General features: G+C 45.2%; 23 protein-coding genes. 21 read left to right on the forward strand and 2 right to left on the reverse strand.

The window, feature by feature from the left end; all coding sequences use genetic code 11:
- Positions 1-279: 279 nt before the first annotated feature.
- The 10 genes from EP737_RS08325 to EP737_RS08370 all read left to right on the forward strand — a co-directional run bounded on the left by EP737_RS08325 (position 280) and on the right by EP737_RS08370 (position 7,503).
- A complete protein-coding gene (locus EP737_RS08325) occupies positions 280-507 on the forward strand; it encodes an AtpZ/AtpI family protein (RefSeq protein ID WP_129727510.1) in 228 nt (75 codons plus the stop codon).
- Positions 504-899: an ATP synthase subunit I gene (locus EP737_RS08330; protein WP_129727511.1), complete on the forward strand. Its 396-nt coding sequence runs from the start codon at positions 504-506 to the stop codon at positions 897-899. Before EP737_RS08325 ends, EP737_RS08330 begins: the two co-directional genes overlap by 4 nt.
- Positions 889-1,626, forward strand: coding sequence for a F0F1 ATP synthase subunit A (atpB, locus tag EP737_RS08335; RefSeq protein WP_129727512.1), 738 nt, complete (start codon positions 889-891; stop codon positions 1,624-1,626). The genes EP737_RS08330 and atpB overlap by 11 nt, the downstream gene beginning before the upstream one ends.
- 52 nt (positions 1,627-1,678) lie before the next feature.
- The gene (atpE, locus tag EP737_RS08340) at positions 1,679-1,897 is read left to right on the forward strand and encodes a F0F1 ATP synthase subunit C (protein ID WP_129727513.1); all 219 of its coding nucleotides are present in this window, start codon (positions 1,679-1,681) and stop codon (positions 1,895-1,897) included.
- 144 nt (positions 1,898-2,041) lie between these two features.
- Positions 2,042-2,548, forward strand: a complete 507-nt coding sequence (atpF, locus tag EP737_RS08345) for a F0F1 ATP synthase subunit B (protein WP_129727640.1) — start codon at positions 2,042-2,044, stop codon at positions 2,546-2,548.
- Positions 2,545-3,087 (forward strand): F0F1 ATP synthase subunit delta, encoded by a 543-nt coding sequence (locus tag EP737_RS08350; protein WP_129727514.1) that lies wholly within the window; start codon positions 2,545-2,547, stop codon positions 3,085-3,087. The genes atpF and EP737_RS08350 overlap by 4 nt, the downstream gene beginning before the upstream one ends.
- Positions 3,088-3,098: 11 nt before the next feature.
- Positions 3,099-4,607 carry a F0F1 ATP synthase subunit alpha gene (atpA, locus tag EP737_RS08355; RefSeq protein WP_129727515.1) on the forward strand — a complete coding sequence of 503 codons (1,509 nt, stop codon included), beginning with the start codon at positions 3,099-3,101 and terminating at the stop codon, positions 4,605-4,607.
- Positions 4,608-4,712: 105 nt separating this feature from the next.
- A complete protein-coding gene (gene atpG / locus EP737_RS08360) occupies positions 4,713-5,573 on the forward strand; it encodes an ATP synthase F1 subunit gamma (protein WP_129727516.1) in 861 nt (286 codons plus the stop codon).
- Between the two features lie 95 nt (positions 5,574-5,668).
- Positions 5,669-7,081 (forward strand): F0F1 ATP synthase subunit beta, encoded by a 1,413-nt coding sequence (gene atpD / locus EP737_RS08365; RefSeq protein WP_129727517.1) that lies wholly within the window; start codon positions 5,669-5,671, stop codon positions 7,079-7,081.
- 23 nt (positions 7,082-7,104) lie between these two features.
- Positions 7,105-7,503: a F0F1 ATP synthase subunit epsilon gene (locus EP737_RS08370; protein ID WP_129727518.1), complete on the forward strand. Its 399-nt coding sequence runs from the start codon at positions 7,105-7,107 to the stop codon at positions 7,501-7,503.
- A 64-nt stretch (positions 7,504-7,567) separates the two neighbouring features.
- Here the strand turns inward: EP737_RS08370 and EP737_RS08375 are convergent, their stop codons facing one another.
- On the reverse strand, positions 7,568-8,245 hold the full coding sequence (locus EP737_RS08375; protein WP_342772896.1) for a DUF1796 family putative cysteine peptidase: 678 nt from the start codon (positions 8,243-8,245) through the stop codon (positions 7,568-7,570).
- Positions 8,246-8,583: 338 nt separating this feature from the next.
- Positions 8,584-8,781, reverse strand: a complete 198-nt coding sequence (locus EP737_RS08380) for a hypothetical protein (RefSeq protein WP_129727520.1) — start codon at positions 8,779-8,781, stop codon at positions 8,584-8,586.
- 151 nt (positions 8,782-8,932) lie between these two features.
- On the opposite strand from EP737_RS08380, the gene EP737_RS08385 reads away from it, so the two are divergent.
- The 11 genes from EP737_RS08385 (at position 8,933) to EP737_RS08435 (ending at position 19,340) form a co-directional block, all read left to right on the forward strand.
- Positions 8,933-9,616: a DUF975 family protein gene (locus EP737_RS08385; protein ID WP_165350725.1), complete on the forward strand. Its 684-nt coding sequence runs from the start codon at positions 8,933-8,935 to the stop codon at positions 9,614-9,616.
- A 306-nt stretch (positions 9,617-9,922) separates the two neighbouring features.
- Positions 9,923-10,291, forward strand: a complete 369-nt coding sequence (locus EP737_RS08390; protein ID WP_129727522.1) for an NADH-quinone oxidoreductase subunit A — start codon at positions 9,923-9,925, stop codon at positions 10,289-10,291.
- Positions 10,282-10,800, forward strand: a complete 519-nt coding sequence (gene nuoB, locus EP737_RS08395) for an NADH-quinone oxidoreductase subunit NuoB (RefSeq protein ID WP_129727523.1) — start codon at positions 10,282-10,284, stop codon at positions 10,798-10,800. The genes EP737_RS08390 and nuoB overlap by 10 nt, the downstream gene beginning before the upstream one ends.
- A complete protein-coding gene (locus tag EP737_RS08400; protein ID WP_129727524.1) occupies positions 10,797-12,470 on the forward strand; it encodes an NADH-quinone oxidoreductase subunit C in 1,674 nt (557 codons plus the stop codon). The genes nuoB and EP737_RS08400 overlap by 4 nt, the downstream gene beginning before the upstream one ends.
- Positions 12,471-12,475: 5 nt before the next feature.
- On the forward strand, positions 12,476-13,576 hold the full coding sequence (locus EP737_RS08405; RefSeq protein ID WP_129727525.1) for an NADH-quinone oxidoreductase subunit D: 1,101 nt from the start codon (positions 12,476-12,478) through the stop codon (positions 13,574-13,576).
- Positions 13,576-14,577 (forward strand): NADH-quinone oxidoreductase subunit NuoH, encoded by a 1,002-nt coding sequence (nuoH, locus tag EP737_RS08410; RefSeq protein WP_129727526.1) that lies wholly within the window; start codon positions 13,576-13,578, stop codon positions 14,575-14,577. The genes EP737_RS08405 and nuoH overlap by 1 nt, the downstream gene beginning before the upstream one ends.
- A 135-nt stretch (positions 14,578-14,712) precedes the next feature.
- The gene (gene nuoI / locus EP737_RS08415; protein WP_129727527.1) at positions 14,713-15,132 is read left to right on the forward strand and encodes an NADH-quinone oxidoreductase subunit NuoI; all 420 of its coding nucleotides are present in this window, start codon (positions 14,713-14,715) and stop codon (positions 15,130-15,132) included.
- The gene (locus EP737_RS08420; RefSeq protein WP_129727528.1) at positions 15,129-15,650 is read left to right on the forward strand and encodes an NADH-quinone oxidoreductase subunit J; all 522 of its coding nucleotides are present in this window, start codon (positions 15,129-15,131) and stop codon (positions 15,648-15,650) included. Before nuoI ends, EP737_RS08420 begins: the two co-directional genes overlap by 4 nt.
- Positions 15,643-15,957: an NADH-quinone oxidoreductase subunit NuoK gene (nuoK, locus tag EP737_RS08425; protein WP_129727529.1), complete on the forward strand. Its 315-nt coding sequence runs from the start codon at positions 15,643-15,645 to the stop codon at positions 15,955-15,957. Before EP737_RS08420 ends, nuoK begins: the two co-directional genes overlap by 8 nt.
- Positions 15,958-15,978: 21 nt before the next feature.
- Positions 15,979-17,838 (forward strand): NADH-quinone oxidoreductase subunit L, encoded by a 1,860-nt coding sequence (gene nuoL / locus EP737_RS08430; RefSeq protein WP_129727530.1) that lies wholly within the window; start codon positions 15,979-15,981, stop codon positions 17,836-17,838.
- Positions 17,838-19,340 (forward strand): NADH-quinone oxidoreductase subunit M, encoded by a 1,503-nt coding sequence (locus EP737_RS08435; RefSeq protein WP_129727531.1) that lies wholly within the window; start codon positions 17,838-17,840, stop codon positions 19,338-19,340. Before nuoL ends, EP737_RS08435 begins: the two co-directional genes overlap by 1 nt.
- The last annotated feature ends 7 nt before the right edge of the window (positions 19,341-19,347 follow it).

A 19,347-nucleotide genomic window follows, 5' to 3' on the forward strand; every position in this document is an offset into this window, starting at 1 on the left:
AAATGCTTAAAATGTGAACATTTATTGACAAATTCAAGATTGAGTTGGAATTTTTCGATTTTTTTCGATTTGGCATTGACACTATTTAACACACTATTGTATGCTAACAAAGTGAGTGGATGATAAGGTTTTCAGCGATAGTTTTCGTCTATCTTTTGACAAAATACTCGCTTTTCAACAACTCAAAAAATGATTCTCGTATAAAAAAGGGTAATCATAAAAACATCTCACACCTCATTTTGCACCAAACTCCTTATACCCATTTGGAGGGATGAACGCTTGCATGGGAATAAACGAAATCCAATGAAAGCTGCGGCTTTGATGACGACAATTACGTCCCAATTAGTAGGCTTTATTCTTATAGGAATTTTTGGAGGAATGTGGCTAGATGAAAGATCACATCTTTCCCCTTTATTTTTAGTTATCGGGCTGCTATTAGGGTTATTTGTTGGGGTATATACTACCATTTCTCTTATTAAACGTTATTTCAAGGAGAATCAGCTATGATGGAAATAGCAGTTAAAAGTTTCAAAAAACAAATGTTATATTTGTTAGCTTTACTAGTCTTAGGCTGGGGATTTACTTCGTATTCTTCACAATTTTTAGGTTTGATAATGGGAATATCCTTTAGCCTTTTCTCCATTAACTACTTAGCAAAAAAAGTAACCAATTTTGGAGAAAAGGTAGTTAAGAATATTCGTGTGAAATCCTTAGGGATGCTCTCGCGTTTTTCAGGAGCAGCCTTGATTGCGCTTGTCGCCGCTAAGTATGAAACCCACATTTCATCTATGGCATTATTATTGGGTATAGTGATAGGCTATTCTATCATTGTCATAAATTTGTTTTATTATAATTTTATTCATAGCAGTGAAAGCGAGGTGAATAAAGATGGAACATAACTTTTATATGTTTAAGTTTTTAGGACTGACGTTCAATCTATCCAACATTATCATGATTCCCGTCGTAATGGCGATTGTGCTATTAATAGTGACACTTGGCACCCGTAAGCTAGCCATGAAGCCAACTGGTATGCAAAACTTCGTGGAGTGGATACTAGATTTTGTTAAAGGAATCATTGGTAGTACAATGGATTGGGAGACAGGAAAGAAGTTCTGGTCATTGGGTACTACATTAATCTTATTCCTTTTCGTATCAAATATGTTAGGGTTATTCTTCTCCCTTTCATATCATGAGAATTTAATCTGGAGATCGCCAACATCTGATCCTATTGTTACATTAACGTTGGCTGTTATGATTGTAGTGCTAACGCATTTCTATGGAGTAAAGCAAAAAGGCAGCAAAAACTACATAAAAGAAAGTTTTTTCGCGCCTCTTTGGTGGTTGTTCCCTATTAAGATCATTGAGGAATTTGCTAATACTTTAACGTTAGGCTTACGTCTATACGGAAACATCTTTGCAGGTGAAATTTTATTAAGCATGTTAGCAAAATTGGCTACACATGGACCTGCATCGAGTGCAGCTGGGAATGTAGTTATTACGATCCTTACGTTCATTCCGACAGTTGTATGGCAAGGATTCAGTGTGTTTATCGGAAGCATCCAATCGTTTGTTTTCGTTATGTTAACAATGGTTTATATGTCTCACAAAGTGAGCAGCGACCATTAATTTATTTCATAAAAAATTAATTAAGGAAACATTTAAAGGAGGATATATCATTATGAGTTTAGGAATTATTGCAGCTGCTATCGCAACTGGTTTAGCAGCAGTTGGCGCTGGTATTGGTAACGGTCTTGTTGCATCTCGTACAGTTGAAGGAATTGCTCGTCAACCAGAATTAAGAGGTTTATTACAAACTCAAATGTTCATCGGTATTGCGTTAGTAGAAGCACTTCCAATTATCGCAGTCGTTATTGGTTTCTTAACATTAAACCGCTAAGAACACAATATGATGTATACAATGGCGAAGTTAGCTCTGAATGGAGGGCCTTCGCCATTCCTTTAGTTAAGTAATTTTGACATTAAACAGTTTCATAAATATAAGCTGAATAACCCTTGAAGGGAGTGAATCGTTGTGTTTCAAGTGAATACGTTCGTGTTAGGGTCAGCTATGGCTAACGGAGATGTGCTCTTTACTCTAGTAAGTTTTATTATCCTTTTGTTCTTAGTGCGAAAGGTTGCATTTGGCCCCTTAATGAACATGATGAAGCAGCGTGAACAACACATTGCAGGTGAAATTGAGGCTGCTGAAAAGAACAATGCAGAAACTAAGAAATTATTAGAAGAGCAACGTGCAGCTGTAAAGCAATCCCGTGTAGAAGCGCAAGAATTGATTGAGAGAGCGAAAAAGCAAGCAGAAGAGCAAAAAGATGGTATTTTAGTTGCTGCGAAGGCAGAAGCAGAGTCCATTAAAGAAGCTGCGGTGAAAGAAATCCAGCGTGAGAAAGATCAAGCGATTGCTGCATTACAAGCACAAGTTGCTGTTTTATCTGTTCAAATCGCTTCCAAAGTCATTCAAAAGGAATTGAAGGAAGAGGATCAAGCATCGCTTATCCGCGACTACATTAAAGAGGTAGGCGAAGTGCGATGAGTAAGGACATTGTAGCAAAGCGTTACGCAGTTGCTCTTTTCAAGCTTGCCAAAGAAAAGCATATGCTCGAAACTTTTGAAGAAGAGCTGCGCACTGTAAAGGAAGTATTCCTTACAAGCAAAGAATTAAGCACATTCTTAACTCAACCAAACATTTCCGCTGAAAAGAAGAAAGAAGTAATTCGCCAAGCGTTTTCTTCTTTGTCTTCCTATGTACTAAATACGCTTTTTCTTTTAATTGACAAGCATCGTGAGGACATCATTGCAAACATCGCAGACGTATATTTTACTTTAGCGAATGAAGAGCGCAATGTAGCGGATGCTATCGTCTACTCTGTTCGCCCGCTTACTGAGGACGAGCAAGTGGGAATTGCTGAAGTGTTTGCCAAGAAGATAGAAAAAGATGCGGTCCGCATTAAAAATATTGTAGATACTGATTTATTAGGCGGCATTAAAGTCCGTATCGGCAACCGTATTTATGACGGAAGCCTACAAGGAAAATTAGCACGTATTCAGCGTGAACTTTTGAACAATAGATAGGGGTGAAACGCATGAGCATCAGAGCTGAAGAAATTAGCGCACTGTTAAAGCAACAAATCGAAAACTATCAGTCCGAAATCGAAGTTAGCGATGTTGGTACAGTTATCCGTGTTGGTGACGGTATCGCACTTGTTCATGGTCTTGATAATGTAATGGCCGGAGAACTTGTAGAATTTGCTAACGGAGTTATGGGACTAGCGCAAAACTTAGAAGAAAACAATGTAGGTATCATTATTTTAGGACCTTACACAGGTATCCGTGAAGGTGACGAAGTGCGTCGTACAGGACGTATCATGCAGGTACCAGTAGGTCCGGAACTTGTTGGTCGTGTCGTAAACTCTCTTGGACAACCTGTAGATGGATTAGGTCCAATCAATACAACTAAAACTCGTCCAATCGAAAGCCCGGCTCCTGGCGTAATGGATCGTAAATCTGTTCATGAGCCGCTTCAAACGGGTATTAAAGCGATTGATGCGCTTGTACCAATCGGCCGTGGACAACGTGAGTTAATCATCGGTGACCGCCAAACTGGTAAAACATCAGTAGCGATCGATACAATTCTTAACCAAAAAGATCAAGATATGATCTGTATTTACGTTGCAATCGGACAAAAGGAGTCCACTGTACGTAACGTAGTTGAAACATTGCGTAAATTCGGCGCATTAGATTATACAATCGTTGTAACGGCGTCTGCTTCCCAGCCGGCTCCATTACTATACTTGGCTCCTTACACAGGCGTAACGATGGGTGAAGAGTTCATGTACAACGGCAAGCACGTTCTTGTTGTATACGATGATCTTACTAAGCAAGCAGCAGCATACCGCGAGCTTTCCTTGTTGCTTCGCCGTCCTCCAGGTCGTGAAGCGTATCCAGGGGATGTATTCTACTTGCACTCCCGTTTATTAGAGCGCGCTGCGAAATTAAGCGATGCAAAGGGCGCAGGTTCCTTAACGGCACTTCCGTTCATTGAAACACAAGCAGGGGACGTTTCTGCTTACATTCCGACAAACGTAATTTCGATTACAGACGGACAAATTTTCTTACAATCTGACTTATTCTTCTCCGGTGTACGTCCTGCGATTGATGCAGGTACATCCGTATCCCGCGTAGGGGGAGCTGCTCAGATTAAAGCAATGAGCAAGGTTTCTGGTACACTTCGTCTGGATTTAGCATCCTTCCGTGAGCTAGAAGCATTCGCAGCATTCGGTTCTGACCTTGATAAAGCGACACAAGCGAAACTAAATCGTGGTTCGCGTACAGTAGAAGTATTGAAACAAGGCTTGCACAAACCTCTTAAGGTAGAAAAGCAAGTTATGATTCTTTATGCACTAACACGCGGATTCCTTGATGATATTCCAGTTGTGGACGTTCAACGCTTTGAAGAAGAGCTGCTTGCATGGATGGATTCCAACCGTGCAGAAGTACTTGAACAAATCCGTACAACTCGTCAGCTTCAACCTGACGATGTAATGGGCGGCGCAATCGAGGAGTTCAAAAAGACGTTTGTTGTTTCTGAATAATAACGAAAAGCGGAGCCGGCTTGGCTCCTTATAAATAGTAATAAGAGAGTAGGCTTGTCCTATTCTCTTTCCATGCCTACTTTCGACAAAAGGTGGTGAAACCCTGTGGCATCTTTACGCGAGATTAAAACGAAAATTACGTCCACGAAGAAAACGAGTCAAATTACGAAGGCGATGGAGATGGTGTCTGCATCCAAATTGAACCGTGCGGAGCAAAATGCGAAAGCATTCGTTCCATACATGGAGAAAATTCAGGAGGTAGTAGCTAGCATCGCAGGCGGTGGTAGAAAGTTTAATCACCCAATGATGACGGCTCGTCCTGTGAAACGCACAGGATATATCGTAATTACATCCGACCGTGGACTTGCAGGTGCATATAACAGTAACGTACTACGTGCTCTAAGTAAGGAAATTCAAGATCGTCACAAGTTGGATTCCAGCCAGTATGCTATCGTTGTAATTGGTCGTACAGGCCGTGACTACTTAAAACGCCGCGGCTTTAACATTATTGATCAAATTACAGGATTATCTGACCAACCGGTATTTTCTGACATTAGAGACATCGCATCTCGTGCGGTTTCCATGTTTGCAGATGAAGCATACGACGAGCTATATATTTACTACAATCATTACGTAAGCAAAATACAGCAAGAGGTAGCAGCTACAAAAGTATTGCCTCTTACGGATATTCAATCCAATAAGCCGAGCAGATACTATGAGTTCGAGCCTTCTGAAGAAGACATTTTGAAGGTACTATTGCCGCAATACGCAGAAAGCTTAATTTACGGTGCCTTGCTGGACGGTAAAGCAAGTGAGCATGCAGCGCGTATGACAGCAATGAAAAATGCAACTGACAATGCAAAAGACGTTATCGATACGCTTACACTTTCCTACAACCGTGCACGTCAAGCAGCGATTACGCAAGAAATTACGGAAATCGTCGGCGGTGCGGCTGCACTGGAATAGAAAGCTTTCATTAACATGTCTATTAGCCTTTCATCAGAGAGAATTTGCTCTGCTGATGTAAGCTGGACGGCAACAAACAATTAGGAGGGAAACCGATGAATAAAGGACGCGTTACAGCGATAATGGGTCCGGTTGTAGACGTGAAGTTTGAAGACGGCAAGCTTCCTGCTCTCTACAACGCCCTTAAAGTCACAAACGAAGCAAGCGGTAAAGGCGAAGCTTCCATTAACCTTACATTAGAGGTTGCTCTTCACCTTGGCGACGATACAGTTCGTACAGTTGCGATGGCTTCTACAGACGGACTTGTTCGTGGCATGAATGTAACAGACACTGGCAGCCCGATTTCCGTTCCAGTAGGGGACGCAACTCTTGGCCGCGTATTTAACGTACTTGGCGATGCAATCGACTTAGACGGCGAGGTTTCTGCAGATGTTCGCCGCGACCCGATTCACCGTCAAGCTCCTGCGTTTGAAGAGCTTTCTACAAAAGTAGAAATTCTTGAAACTGGTATTAAAGTAGTAGACTTGCTTGCTCCTTACATCAAGGGTGGTAAAATCGGTCTATTCGGTGGTGCCGGCGTAGGTAAAACGGTATTAATTCAGGAATTGATCAACAACATCGCACAAGAGCACGGCGGTATTTCCGTATTCGCAGGTGTAGGTGAGCGTACTCGTGAAGGTAATGACCTATACCATGAGATGAGCGATTCCGGCGTTATTAAGAAAACAGCAATGGTATTCGGACAAATGAATGAGCCGCCTGGAGCACGTCAACGCGTAGCCCTAACTGGTTTGACAATGGCTGAATATTTCCGTGATGAGCAAGGACAAGACGTACTATTGTTCATCGATAATATCTTCCGTTTCACGCAAGCAGGTTCTGAGGTATCCGCGCTTCTTGGCCGTATGCCATCTGCCGTAGGTTACCAACCAACGCTAGCTACAGAAATGGGTCAATTGCAAGAGCGTATCACATCCACTAACAAAGGTTCTATCACTTCCATTCAGGCAGTATACGTACCAGCGGATGACTACACTGACCCGGCTCCTGCAACAACGTTCGCTCACTTAGATGCAACAACAAACCTTGAGCGTCGTTTAACACAGATTGGTATTTACCCAGCGGTAGATCCATTGGCGTCTACATCTCGTGCATTATCTCCTGAAATCGTAGGAGAAGAGCATTATGGAGTAGCTCGTCAAGTACAGCAAACATTGCAACGCTACAAAGAGCTTCAAGATATCATTGCGATCCTTGGTATGGACGAGTTGTCTGAAGATGACAAGCTAGTTGTACAACGTGCGCGCCGCATTCAGTTCTTCTTGTCTCAAAACTTCCACGTAGCAGAGCAATTTACAGGCCAACCTGGTTCTTACGTACCTGTAAAAGAAACTGTACGCGGATTTAAAGAAATTCTAGAAGGCAAATATGACGATCTTCCAGAGGAATCTTTCCGTCTTGTAGGTCGTATTGAAGAAGCTATCGAGAAAGCTGCAACGTTAGCATAATAAGGCCTTAGGAGGGAAAAACCATGAAGACAGTTCCAGTCAGTATCGTGACTCCTAACGGACCGGTATATGAAAATGATGTTGAAATGGTTAGCGTGAAAGCGGAAAGCGGAGAAATGGGGATCCTGCCGGGTCACATTTCTACAGTGGCACCGCTGCGAATCAGTGCTGTTCGCCTGAAAATAGGTAACAGAACTGATAAAGTAGCAGTGGCTGGCGGCTTCATTGAAGTTCGTCCTGATAAGGTGACAATTTTGTCCCCTTCCGCTGAGGAGGCATCTCATATTGATGTGCACCGCGCGAATGAAGCGAAGCGCCGTGCTGAGCGTCGCTTAGAAGATAAGCAAGCCAACATCGATTTCAAACGTGCCGAACTTGCTTTAAAACGAGCAGCTAACCGTATAGACGTTTCTAGTAAATAACAATAAAAAAGCTGCAAGGGGGACGCCTCTTGCAGCTTTTTTGCACTAGTCTGGCCTAGAAAAATTATGGAGTTAACGTGACTCCATTTAGAATATAATCCCAAATTGTAGTGTCATGGATACGATTAGGGACTTGAACACTACACACTCTATCCAGTCCCCAATCCACTTCTGAGACATTGGGTAAACCTTCTACAGGATTTATGATGACTATATGAAATAAACCATTTGTTATTTTATACAAAGCGGACTGTAGTTCGGCAGCTTGGTTATAATTCGCAAACCATCTTACAAAGAGAATAGATTGACTGGTATTCATTAGGTCAAGAAAACGATTAACCCGTTTATTTAGTTTTTCTTTAAAAGAAGGGTATGTGGCAGTCCAATCTTGATTCGGGAGTATTGGGAAATCATGAACTGAAATAATATTGTAAAAGGTATCTTCTACAAAATATGATTGAACTGGCTTAGCAAATCTATCATCAGAAAAAATGGGAGATCCATCATCAAGATAAAAAGCAGACCCATCTTTTAAACGCATATTTTCAAGTTCCATATAGCCAGTGAATTTATTTTCCAATAATCTGCTTACATTAGAAAGAGATAAGGATGCTACCCAATCAAGAGGTAGTGAAGCTTTTCTGAGATTAAGTCTTTTTATGTGAATTGTTGGATCGCATGCACTGCCTATTCCGATTACTGTATCATAAGGTCGTTTAATGTCTTGTAGTTTTATTTTAATCCCTCATTTCAATAACAATATATGAGAATTAAATAAGAATGATTGGACTAAATGCTAGGGGGATTTTTACATAGAAAGTATAAATTTCCCGCTAGAAGCAAACTCGACGTAGCGGGAAATGCTAGGAACAAAGTGTAAGTGTAACTACGCCTCTGTCTTCACCCAAGGACAGGACTCGCTAATCAGCGAGTTCTCTTTACAATTTAAGAAAGTATAAATTTCTAGCAGGAAGACCATTCGACGCAGTTGGAAATTTTAGGAATAAAGTATAAGTGCAACTACGCCTCTGTCTTCGCCCAAGGGCAGTGCTTGCCAATCGGCGAGTTTTCTTTACAAGTTTAACATCCCCAAAATAAGTCCTTGCTTCTCAGCCATTGTACAATAAGAGGGTTTTCATGAAGCTCCGATTCTAGCACAAGCCAGGCTCCAGTCTCATTCTGCAGAGCACGAATTTCCCCTGTTTGACATTTTGCTTCAATCCAGCGAACAGATACCTGTGTAAGATTAGATAATTCCTGCGTTGTAATGGTCTTCATACAAAGCCTCCATTTCCTGCAGTTTTCTACCTATTGTATCCGAATTTTGCAATGCAAGCGAGTATGTCCTTCTGTCATTCATATCTTTTCTCTCTCCTGAATACATATGGCAAGAGGAGAACATGTCCAGAGAATAGGGGGAGGAAATAGAATGATGACAGGTGAGTGCAAACGGCTGGCGGCAGCAACCTTAAGGGGGAAATGGCACTTTGGAGCGGGTGTCACCTTTTTGAGCCAGCTCATTCTTTCCATTGGCTCCGGTGCCTTATATCTTCCATTTATGATTGCAGCTTTGTATGCTGTACATACATTTTTAGAGGAGGTTACGGTTGGGCTGCTGTATGGTATATATGTAGCAGTTTCCTTGATTTTTTCGGGAATTATTATAATGGGGCGCCGGAAGCTCTTCCTCTGTCTAGCACGGCAGGAGCCGGTGACAGCCGATTTGCTATTTGATTATTTTGGAAGCTGGAGAAAGATGATGCAGGCATGCAAGATCGCATTTTTTATTTCCTTTTATACATTTTTATGGAGCCTGCTGCTTGTTGTACCTGGCATTATCAAATCATTTTCTTATTCAATGACTCCCTTCATTTTAATCGATCATCCTGAGTATACGGTGCACGAAGCGCTGGATATAAGCAGGGAAATGATGAAGGGATATAAATGGCAGCTGTTTTTGCTATGTCTCCGCTTTTTTGGCTGGCTGCTGCTAACCATTATTACTTTTGGGATTGCAAGCTTTTGGGTTGTTCCGTATGTTTCCACCTCGGTTGCTCATTTTTATCTTCGTCTGTCAGAGAGGGACGAGCTGGAAGAAGTGTCTTACAGCTAATTAATCTGAGAGAATATCGGAAAGCAGGGGATTTAGGTTTCTAGATAGGAAAAGTAAAGTGTCAGTTTATACAGAGCTATAGCTAGCATCCATACCATTCTAGATCATAACGTAAAAAACATTTGAGATATGTAAAAAATGGAACAACATTCCTTTCATTACCTTAATTGGTCGACATAGGAAATATAAATTTGATATAATAATTAAGATTACATTATTTAGAAAATTAAGAAAAAATAAGGTGCTTTAGCAGATTTAGAGCTTGTTGATTGGACAAATTCAAGCAAACGGAAGGGGGTTTTGAAGATGTTCAACCTGTATCAAAACAACTATTTAATTGTAGTTGTCTTTTTGCTTTTGGGTATCCTGCTGCCTGTCGTTGCATTAACTGCCGGCAAGCTGCTTCGTCCGAATCGTCCGAGTGCTGCAAAGCAGACTACGTATGAAAGCGGCATTGAACCATTTCATGAAGCAAACGTACGGTTTCATGCCCGCTATTACATTTTTGCGTTACTGTTTGTCATTTTTGATGTGGAAACAGTCTTTTTGTATCCATGGGCAGTTGCCTATAATGAGCTTGGAGTGTTTGCGCTCATTGAAATGCTGATTTTTGTTGTTATGCTTCTTATCGGACTTGTGTATGCTTGGAAAAAGAAGGTGTTAAGATGGCTATAAACTTTGAGGAGCTTCACCCAGATGAAAGGGCAGAGCTAGAGCGCAATATTTTTTTCGCAACGCTAGAGCAGGTAAAGGGGTGGGCGCGAAGCAATTCACTTTGGCCCATGACATTTGGGCTTGCCTGCTGTGCTATTGAAATGATGGGGGTTGGGTCATCCCACTATGACCTGGATCGCTTTGGTTCTTTCTTTCGTACCTCTCCGCGTCAGTCGGACGTGATGATTGTATCCGGTACTGTAACAAAGAAAATGGCACCAATCGTGCGTCGATTATATGATCAAATGCCGGAGCCAAAGTGGGTTATTGCAATGGGTTCATGTGCAACAGCTGGAGGGCCGTATGTGAATTCGTATGCGGTTGTCAAAGGTGTGGACCAAGTTGTTCCGGTTGATGTATATATACCGGGATGCCCGCCAAACCCGGCAGCTTTAATTTACGGTATTAATAAGCTGAAGGAGAAAATTCGTTACGAAGCGCGGACTGGGAAGCAGGTGACGAATCGATGAGCGAGAACGAGAAGAGTAAGGAAGAGCTAAAACGCGAGGCGGCAGCACGAGCGAAGGAAGAAGCCCTGCGAAAGCTGGCAGAGCGAAAAGCTATGCAACAAAGTTCGACACCAGCAGCACAGCAAGCTGCAGCGAATGAAGGGGAGAAAGCGCTACCAGAAGAAGGTGAAACTTTGGAGAATAAAATCGATATACCAGAGGATCCGGCAGAGGCCAAGAAGCGCGCAGCAGCGGAAGCGAAGGCAAGAGCGCAGGAGCTGGCAAAGCAAAGAGCGGCTGAGAAGGCAGCAGGTGAGTCAGCAGCGCCGGAGGATCCGGCAGAGGCCAAGAAGCGCGCGGCAGCGGAAGCGAAGGCGAGGGCGCAGGAGCTGGTAAAGCAAAGAGCGGCTGAGAAAGCGGCAGGTGAGTCAACGCCGCTGGAGGATCCGGCAGAGGCCAAGAAGCGTGCAGCAGCGGAAGCGAAGGCGAGGGCGCAGGAGCTGGCGAAGCAGAGAGCGGCTGAGAAAGCAGCAGGTGAGTCAGCGGCGCCGGAGGATCCGGCAGAAGCCAAGAAGCGCGCAGCGGCGGAAGCGAAGGCAAGAGCACAGGAGCTGGCGAAGCAGAGGGCGGCTGAGAAAGCGGCAGGTGAGTCAGCGGCGCCGGAGGATCCGGCAGAGGCCAAGAAGCGCGCGGCAGCGGAAGCGAAGGCGAGGGCGCTGGAGCTGGCAAAGCAAAGAGCGGCTGAGAAAGCGGCAGGTGAGTCAGCGGCGCCGGAGGATCCGGCAGAGGCCAAGAAGCGCGCGGCAGCGGAAGCGAAGGCGAGGGCACTGGAGTTGGCGAAGCAGAGAGCAGCGGAGAAGTCCGCTGGGGAAGCCCCTCCTTCAGATGATGCGAAGGCGAAGGCTGCAGCAGCAGCGAAGGCAAAGGCGGCGGCAGCGGCGAAGGCGAAAGCAGCCCGCGCTATGCAGCAGGACGCAGGTAATGGCTCTGCTGAGGACGACGAAAAGGCAAAAGCTATTGCGGCAGCGAAGGCGAAGGCAAAGGCAGCGGCGGCAGCAAAAGCGAAGGCAGCCGCAAAGGCAGAGGGAGCTGGCGGGGATGATGCAAAGGCAAAGGCGATTGCAGCCGCAAAAGCCAAAGCTGCAGCGGCAGCTGCTGCTAAGAGAGGAGCAGTCTCTGAACCGAAGGAGGAACCGATCGAAGAGCAGCCCTCACCAAATCAGCCTTACCTCGATAAATATATCAATGTTTTGCAGCAGCATCTTAGCGAGGAGGCTTTAGAAGAGTCTTACATTAATAGACTATCCAAGGATGTTCCAACGCTTGTTTTGCACAAGGATTATTATTATAAGGCTATGGAGTTTCTAAAATATAATGAGCAGCTGGCATTTAATTATGTATCCGAGCTGCATGCCACAGATTTTGTGACGCATATGGAAGTGTATATTCACTTGTATTCTTATAACAATCGGCAGTCAGTTGCCGTCAAGGTAAAGGTGGACCGCGATGAGCCGAGGGTTCCGTCCATTACACCGCTTTGGCAGGGGGCAAATTGGCCTGAGCGCGAGGCATACGATTTGCTCGGCATTACATTCGAGGGGCATCCAAACCTAAAGCGCATCCTCTTGCCTGATGATTGGGTCGGATATCCGTTACGAAAAGATTATGAGCCTTTTGATGTGGAGGTGTAACGAGCATGATTCGCACAGAGGAGATGTTATTGAACGTCGGACCTCAGCATCCGAGTACACACGGCGTATTCCGCCTTGTTTTAAAAATTGACGGGGAAGTAATTAAAGAGGCAACACCTGTCATCGGCTATCTGCACCGAGGGACGGAAAAGCTCGCGGAGAATCTGCAGTATACACAAATCATTCCCTATACGGACCGCATGGACTACTTGTCCGCGATGACCAATAACTATGTCATTTGCCATGCGGTAGAAACGATGATGGGACTTGAGATACCGGAACGGGCCGAATACTTGCGGGTGCTTGCTATGGAGCTTGGACGCATTGCCAGCCATCTTGTGTGGTGGGGCACAAACTTGCTTGATATTGGAGCGGTAAGTCCATTTTTATATGCGTTCCGTGAGCGAGAGATGATTATTAATTTTTTAAATGAACTGTGCGGCGCACGTTTAACCTTCAATTACATGCGTGTAGGCGGGGTGAAGTGGGATGCCCCGGAAGGCTGGGTTGATAAGGTGCGGGAGTTCGTTCCCTATATGAGGGAGCAGCTGCAGGGCTATCACGACCTGGTAAGCGGCAATGAAATTTTTGTAAACCGCGTTAAGGGCGTCGGGATCTATACGGCGGAAGAGGCGATTGAATACTCACTCAGTGGCGCAAACCTGCGTTGTACAGGCGTGAATTGGGATCTTCGCAAGGATGAGCCATATTCGATTTATAATCGCTTTACCTTCGATGTGCCTGTTGGAAATGTTGGCGATGCTTGGGATCGTTACGTATGCCGGATGCAGGAAATCGAGGAATCCTTGAAAATTATTGAACAAGCTGTGGAGCAATTTCCAGCGGACGGACCGACCTTGGCGAAGGTGCCGAAAATCATTAAAGCACCGAAGGGTGAGGCGTTTGTACGGATTGAGTCACCGCGCGGCGAAATTGGCTGCTATATTGCGAGCGACGGGAAAAAGGAGCCGTATCGTTTGAAGTTCCGCCGGCCGTCCTTCTATAACCTGCAAATTTTGCCGAAATTGCTAAAAGGTGAAAATATCGCAAACTTGATTACAATTTTAGGCGGCATTGATATTGTACTCGGGGAGGTAGATGGCTGATGGTGGAACACCTCTTGCAATCGACGCCTGGCTGGACGAACTTTTTCATTTTTTTCGGGCTGGCGGTCATTCTGCTGTTCGTTGTGCTCGGCTTTGTTACATATGGAATTCTCGCTGAACGTAAGCTGATGGGCTTTATGCAAGGCCGGATTGGGCCGAATCATTTAGGCGGCCGCTTCGGTCTGCTGCAAACAGTAGCTGACGTACTCAAGCTATTGCTGAAGGAGGATACGATTCCCAAGGCTGCGGACAGACCGCTGTTTATTTTAGGGCCGGTGATCGCCTTTGCGCCCGCGTTCATGGTGCTGGCGACAATTCCTTTTACAGAGAATCTTCAGTTTGCCGATTTAGGAGTCGGCCTTTTATACTACATTGCTATTTCAGGTATTTCAACTATTGGCATTGTAACAGGGGCGTGGGGGTCTAATAATAAATATTCCCTGCTCGGGGGCATGCGTGCTGCGGCACAGATGATTTCCTACGAGATTCCGCTTGTCATGAGTGTAATCGGCGTTGTTCTTCTAACAGGAAGCTTAAATTTAAATGAGATTGTGCAGGCGCAGGAGCATCTATGGTACATATTTGTGCAGCCGATTGGCTTTATCGTTTTTTTCATTGCAGCTATTTCTGAGTTAAACCGTACACCATTTGACTTGCCAGAGGCTGAATCTGAGCTTGTTTCCGGTTTTCATACAGAATACTCGGGCTTTCGCTGGGCGTTCTTTATGCTTGCGGAGTACGTCTATTTATTCGGGATGTCGGCGCTGATCACGGTGCTATTCCTTGGGGGCTGGCAGCCGGTCTTCTTCCTCGGCTTTATTCCAGGGGCGGTATGGTTTGCGCTGAAATTCATGTTCGTCGTCTTTCTGCTCATGTGGATTCGCTATACGTTTCCCCGCATGCGGGCCGATCAGCTTATGGAATTTGGCTGGAAGGTGCTTCTGCCAATCGCGCTCGCAAATATCTTCTTAACAGCACTTGTAAAAGAATTATTTTTCTAGTGAAGAATGGGCGCGGCTCGTTTAGTCCTCAGAGGAGGGCTGGCCGCGGGAGCTGGAAACACGAAAAGCGTTCGCGGCTTGCTTGGCTCTCAGAGGCGAGCAAGCCGCGAAGGTTAGACAAAGGGGCGAAAACCAATGATAGGACTATTTAAAGGTTTGAAGTATACCCTGAAAAATTTAACGAGGGAAAAGGTTACGTATGATTATCCGAATCAGCCGCTTCCGCTTCCCGATCGGTTTCGAGGGATTCAAAAGTTCTACCCTGAAAAATGTATTGTTTGTAATCAGTGCGCACAAATTTGCCCGACAAACTGCATTCAGCTAACAGGCAAAAAACACCCGGATCCAACGAAAAAAGGGAAAATCATCGACACATATGATATTAACTTCGAGATTTGCATTTTATGCGACCTCTGCACAGAGGTTTGTCCGACCGAGGCGATTGTAATGACAAATAACTTTGAGCTGGCAGAGTATACACGAGATGATTTGTTCAAAAATCTCCAGTGGCTGGATGAGAACGATACGAATGTGAGAAAGGAGAATAAAGTATGAGCGGTGAGCTGCTGGCGTTTCTGGCGCTGTCCCTGATTGCGATTATGGGCGGTGTGCTCATGCTGAACTTTACGAAGGTTATGCATATGATGCTCGCCCTCGTCTTTACTTTTCTTAGCATAGCAGGCTTGTATATTACGCTGTCAGCAGAGTTTGTCGGTGTTGTGCAGGTGCTCATCTATTCTGGTGCTGTGACGATCATTATGATTTTTGGCATCATGCTGACAAAGCAGGATGATGAAAGCGAAGGAAAGAGCAAGCTTCGTTCCTTGCTTGTTTTTATCGGCGTTGTTGCTTTTGGAGCAGTCATGTATTATGCCGTAAATAATACGGAGTTTACACCAGCAACCGATGCGCCTGCCCTCCATGAGGAGAATACGAAGCAAATCGGGGAAATGCTGTATACGAAGTATATTATTCCATTTGAACTAGTGTCCGTTCTTCTGCTGGTTGCTCTTGTTGGAGCGATTATTTTAGCGAAAGGGGACGGAAAAGAGGAGGGACGCTCTCATGAGTGATGTTCCAGCATCCGCGTATTTGGCGCTTGCGATTATTTTGTTTTGCATCGGGCTTTATGGGGCGCTGACAAAGCGCAATACTGTCATTGTCTTGATTTGTATCGAGCTCATGCTGAACGCGGCCAATCTAAATCTGATTGCCTTTAGCAAGCTTGGTGCATTCCCAAGCCTGACGGGGCAAATTTTCGCATTGTTTACGATTGCAGTGGCTGCGGCAGAAGCAGCGGTCGGCTTGGCAATTTTGATTTCGTTATATAGAAACCGCTCAACAGTCAATACAGATGAAATGGATTCCTTAAAGCACTAGGGCAAGAAGGGAGAAAAGACAATGATGGAATATGCATGGCTTATACCGCTTTTTCCGCTCGCCTCATTTGTTCTCTTGCTGATTGCTGGTAAGAAGATGGGGGAAGCGAGCAGCGTAATTGGCATAGCGCTGACGTTTCTTTCATTTGCGGGCTCGGTGCTCGTGCTACTTGAGCGTATATCCTCTTCTACGCTGAAGCAGGAATGGACGTGGCTTAGCATTGGCAAAACGAGCGTAACCTTTGGATTTGAAATTAACGCATTAAACGCTTTAATGCTGTTGATTGTAACGCTTGTTAGCTTGTTGGTACATATATATTCTCGGGGATATATGCACGGTGATGAACGGTTTTACATGTTTTATGCCTATCTGGGACTATTCACGTTTGCGATGCTCGGTCTTGTCATCGCTACGAATGTATTGCAGCTTTATATCTTCTGGGAGCTTGTCGGCTTAGGATCCTTCCTATTAATCGGCTTCTACTTCTTTAAAGAGGAAGCGAAGGCAGCGGCGAAGAAGGCGTTTATTATGACGCGGATCGGTGACGTTGGCTTGTTTATCGGCATGATTCTATTATTCTGGCAAACTGGCAGCTTTGAATATGATGAGATTTTCAAGGCTGTGCAGGCGGGTGAAATGTCAGGGACGATGATTACGCTGACGGCAATTTTAATTTTCGTCGGAGCGATCGGGAAGTCTGGTCAGTTTCCGCTTCATACATGGCTTCCAGATGCGATGGAGGGCCCGACGCCTGTGTCAGCTCTCATCCATGCGGCTACGATGGTAGCGGCAGGGGTATATTTAGTGGCAACGATGTTCCCGCTCTTTGAAGCAAGCAAAGCGGCGATGATGACCGTTGCGGTTGTCGGTGGATTTACGGCAATTTTTGCAGCATCCATTGCTCTGGTGCAACGGGACATCAAACGCGTACTGGCATATTCAACGGTAAGCCAGTTAGGCTACATGATGCTTTCCCTCGGCTCTGCTGGTTATGTAGCGGGTGTGTTTCACCTAACCACGCACGCATTTTTCAAAGCGCTGTTGTTCCTTGCTGCAGGAAGCGTCATTCATGCGGTACATACACAGGATATTGAAGAAATGGGCGGCTTGTTCCGGAAGATGAAGGTAACAGGCACTTTGTTTTTAATCGGTACGCTGGCAATCAGCGGAGTTCCGCTGCTTTCCGGGTTTTTCAGCAAGGATGAAATTCTAGTTGCGACGTGGGAGCAGGGCAATTACGTTCTCTTTTGGTTAGCTGTCCTAGCGGCATTTCTTACGGCATTTTATATGTTCCGTTTATTCTTTATGGTCTTTATGGGGAAGCCGCGCGGCAAGCAGCAGGAGGTGCATGAATCTCCAAGTGTCATGACTGTACCGATGCTGGTGCTCGGCGTGCTAGCTATCCTGGCAGGCTATATTAACACACCTTGGTTTGGAACATTTCTCGGAGATTGGTTAACAGAGGATGTTCCGTTTCACGTACATGAGGGACATGGTCCAGCGTGGATTATGATCGTTGCTACGCTTGTATCGTTAGCTGGGATCTTCCTCGCGTACCTGATGTACGGAAAAGGAGCAATCCCTCGCGGCTGGCTGGGCGGCAGCGGCTCCATTCCTTATCGTACCTTAAAAAACAAATATTATATTGATGAGTTATACGGCATAACGATTTTGCCGCTTGTAAAGGGAATCTCGCTTATGCTTGGTGCAATTGAAAAATATGTTATGGAGGGCTTGGCCCAAATCGTCGGTGCTTGTGTACAGGCAATCGGTAAGCTCGGCTCTAGGCTGCAAAGCGGGCAAGTGCAAACATATGGCGCGGTAGCATTTATTGGGCTAGCTGTTCTGCTTGTTATTCTGTTGGTAGGGGGGGATATGTAATGGAAATTCTATTGTCTGTATTCATTTTCTCCCCGCTTTTAGGAATTCTAGTTCTCGCCCTTCTGCCAAAGGGAAGGGAGAAGACAGCGAGGCTGCTCGGCATCGTAACGACACTCATTCCACTTGTCTGTGCGCTTATCTTGTATGGCTCGTATTTGGCAGGAAAGGATTTTGCCTCATTTACAGAAAAAATAACCTGGATTCAGTTTGGTAGATTCGAAGGCTTGCCGGACGGCTCCTTCAGCATTCTATATGAGCTAGGGATTGATGGCTTTTCATTTGTCATGATGCTGCTAACGGCAGTATTGGCAACGCTCGCTGCAGTGACAGCCGCGTCCTTCATTAAAGAAGCGCCTAGAAGCTTTTATATGCTGCTGCTGCTGCTCGAAATTGGGATGCTTGGCGTATTCGCAGCTCAAAACCTACTTCTCTTTTTCGTATTCTTTGAGTTAACATTGCCGGCAATGTTCCTTCTGGTTGGAAAGTGGGGGAAATTCGAGAGTGAAAAGGCAGCGTATAGCTACCTGATTTATAACGGAATCGGCTCTGCGATTTTGTTAATTGTTTTTACCATTTTGTTTGCCAGAACAGGAACAACAGATATCGCATCGCTTCGTACTATTTTGGCGGCAGGCGAAAGCCCGATTGGCCCAATTTCCGGCTCCATGCAAACGGCCCTTTTTGTTGCTATGCTCATTGCCTTTGGGATTAAGCTTCCGGTATTGCCGCTTCACCGCTGGATGGTGAATGTGCACGTTCAGGCTCCGCCGGCTGTTGTTATGCTGCACGCGGGCGTGCTATTGAAAATTGGTGCGTACGGTTTGATCCGTTTTGGAATCGGAATTTTTCCGGAGCAGTTTAAGAAATTTGCTGTGCTGATTGCGATTCTCGGGGTTGTAAACCTGCTGTACGGGGCATTTTTGGCACTTGTACAAACAGATTTCCGAAAGGTTCTTGCATACTCCAGTATTTCCCATATGGGCATTGTACTCATTGGTCTAGCGGCATTGAATGAGGCAGGAATCAAGGGAGCAATTTTTCAGGTTGTATCTCATGGCTTAATTGCAGCGCTACTATTTTTCCTGCTTGGTATTATGGAAGACCGCTTGGGCACATCGGAGCTGCAGCGGATTGGCGGATTGGCAAAATCAGCGCCGCTCTTCAGCGGTTTTCTGTTAGCGAGTGCGATGGCCTCGCTTGGATTACCGGGCATGTCTGGGTTTGTGAGTGAATTCCTGGCATTTCTCGGCTTATTTGAGTCCATGCCAGTTGTGGCGGCAGTCGGAACGCTCGGTATTATTATAACGGCGGCTTATCTGCTGCGTGCTGTGCTTGGCATGACGTTCGGACAAGAGAAGGGGGCAATGAAGGCGGATATACAAGGTGCGGAGTTTATCCCTGTGCTTGTCTTGCTGTTCTTCATTCTTGTTATCGGCGTAATGCCAGATGTACTCGGCGGACCGCTTAGCTCCACATTACAATCATTAGGGATAAGGGGGTAGGATAGAA

It is taken from the genome of Ectobacillus funiculus (assembly GCF_004138295.1).
Classification (GTDB): Bacteria; Bacillota; Bacilli; order Bacillales; family Bacillaceae_G; genus Ectobacillus; species Ectobacillus funiculus.